We start from the raw sequence: 2,116 nt of genomic DNA, 5'->3' as shown, positions 1-2,116 counted from the left end.
GGAGGCGCGCTGGCGTCGGCAGCCGTCCGACCTGGCCGCCCTGGCCAGCCTGCAGCGCGAGCTGCTCGCCTCCGCCCTCGACGCCACCCGCCCCGGAGGGGTCGTCGGCTACGCCACCTGCAGCCCGCACCTGGCCGAGACCCGGTTCGTGGTCAGCGACGTGACCAAGAAACGTTCCGATGTGACGGTCGAGGACGCCCGGCCCCTCTTCCTCGACGCGTCACGGCGGCAGGTCCCCGACCTGGGCGACGGGCCGTTCGTCCAGCTGTGGCCGCACCTGCACGGCACCGACGCGATGTTCTTCGCCCTCCTGCGCAAGCACTGACCCGGCTTGGTGCAGCGCTGCGCCGTCCGGGCCGAGACCACCGCACTGGGGGATGGTCCGGTCGAGGGCCGGGCGTCGGTGCGGGGTGGGCCGGCAGGTCAGGAACCGTTGGGCCTGCCCCTACGCTGGTCGCGTGCAGATCTCACCGAGCATCCTGGCCGCCGACTTCGCCAACCTCGAGCGGGAGCTGGCGCGGATCGGCAACGCCGACTGGGCCCATGTCGACGTCATGGACGGCCACTTCGTCCCGAACCTGACGATCGGGCTGCCGGTGGTCGAGGCGCTCGCGAAGGTCAGCCTGATCCCGCTGGACTGCCACCTGATGATCGACAACCCGGACCGCTGGGCGCCGCAGTACGCCGAGGCCGGGGGCCGCTCGGTGACCTTCCACGTCGAGGCGGCGGCCGACCCGAAGGCGTTGGCACGCAACCTCCGTGCTGCGGGAGCCAGGGCCGGCGTGGCCCTCAAACCCGGCACGCCCTTCACGCCGTATGCCGACCTGTTGGCCGAGGTCGACATGGTCCTGGTCATGACCGTCGAGCCCGGCTTCGGTGGCCAGTCGTTCATGGCGGACCAGATGCCCAAGGTGCGGGAGGTCCGTGAGGCCGTCTCCCGCCAGGGCGGCGAGATCTGGATCCAGGTCGACGGAGGGGTCTCGGCGACCACGATCGAGCAGTGCGCCGAGGCCGGTGCCGACGTCTTCGTCGCCGGTTCCGCGGTCTACGGCGCGCAGGACGCGGCGGCCGCAGTGGACGAGCTGCGCGACCTGGCACGGCAACATCCAGCTCACTGACTCTGCGGAAGGAAAGTCAGCGGAAGGAAATTCGGCCCGGAACCGTTGAATCTGGTGCGAACCGGGCCCCCGAGAGGAATTGAGGAGACGCCACATGCCGACGATCGAGGCTTTCAGCCACGTCACCCTGACCGTGCGCGATCTGGAGTCGAGCGTCGCCTGGTATGCGCGTGCGTTGGGGATGACACGCGGACCGGACATGAGCGGGCCGGGTTGGCGACGCACGCTGATGCTGGCAGCAGGTGGTGTGGTCATCGGGCTGCAAGCCCATGACCGCACACCGGAGGGTGATCGGTTCGACGAGACCCGGGTCGGACTCGACCACCTCTCGATCGCCTGCAAGGACCGGGCCGAGATCGAGGAGTGGATTGCCGAGCTCGACGGTGCGGGCCTGGCGCACAGCACTCTGAGCGCAGCGCCGGCAAATGTCGCCACGTGCAGGGACCCCGACGGCATCGCGATCGAGTTCTTCGCCCCGCGCGGCGCCTGAGCCCGCACCCGCCCGCGGTGATCGCGTGACGGCGGTGGCATACTGGGGGCACGTGCTCCGGGGTCGGTGTAATTCCGAACCGGCGGTGACAGTCCGCGACCCGGCCGCATCCAGCGGCCGGTTGACCTGGTGGAACTCCAGGACCGACGGTGAAAGTCCGGATGGGAGGCAGCACGTGCGAGACCGGCGCCCCGGTCGCTCCCGATGGGAGCTCGGGTCACCGCCCTCGTGACGGCGAGGACGCGCAGCGTCCACCGAACGTCCGTCCCCGGAGCTTCGCGCTCGAGAGGGACAGGACATGACAGACCAACCCGCGTGGCACGGTGAGCCGGATCTCCCGGCCATGCGTCGTGCCCTTGTGCTGGCCGCGCAGGGACCGCTGGGCGACCCGAACCCGCGCGTGGGCGCGGTGGTGGTTGCCGCCGACGGCACGGTGGCGGGCGAGGGCTTCCACGCAGGAGCGGGTTCCGCGCACGCCGAGGTGGTCGCGTTGGCGCGCGCTGGCGAT

General features: G+C 70.9%; 2 protein-coding genes, 2 pseudogenes and 1 riboswitch. All 4 genes and pseudogenes read left to right on the top strand.

Translation table 11 applies throughout. The features are described 5' to 3' along the window. Positions 1-325, top strand: a pseudogene (locus tag FRW57_RS20760) (rRNA small subunit methyltransferase B); the annotation flags it as partial. Between the two features lie 133 nt (positions 326-458). Beyond that, positions 459-1,118, top strand: coding sequence for a ribulose-phosphate 3-epimerase (gene rpe / locus FRW57_RS20755; RefSeq protein WP_137121995.1), 660 nt, complete (start codon positions 459-461; stop codon positions 1,116-1,118). A 94-nt stretch (positions 1,119-1,212) separates the two neighbouring features. Continuing rightward, positions 1,213-1,608: a VOC family protein gene (locus FRW57_RS20750; RefSeq protein WP_137121996.1), complete on the top strand. Its 396-nt coding sequence runs from the start codon at positions 1,213-1,215 to the stop codon at positions 1,606-1,608. 48 nt (positions 1,609-1,656) lie between these two features. Beyond that, positions 1,657-1,787, top strand: a riboswitch (FMN riboswitch). 119 nt (positions 1,788-1,906) lie between these two features. Next, positions 1,907-2,116 (top strand): annotated as a pseudogene (locus FRW57_RS20745) (bifunctional diaminohydroxyphosphoribosylaminopyrimidine deaminase/5-amino-6-(5-phosphoribosylamino)uracil reductase RibD); the annotation flags it as partial.

Origin of the sequence: Segeticoccus rhizosphaerae (assembly GCF_009192725.1) — a bacterium.
In the GTDB taxonomy this organism is placed as follows: domain Bacteria; phylum Actinomycetota; class Actinomycetes; order Actinomycetales; family Dermatophilaceae; genus Segeticoccus; species Segeticoccus rhizosphaerae.
This window is presented reverse-complemented; position numbering and strand designations above follow the sequence as displayed.

Excerpts from the sequence above, each read along its gene's own strand:
- FRW57_RS20750 (WP_137121996.1), top strand. The coding sequence starts at position 1,213 with ATGCCGACGATCGAGGCTTTCAGCCACGTCACCCTGACCGTGCGCGAT.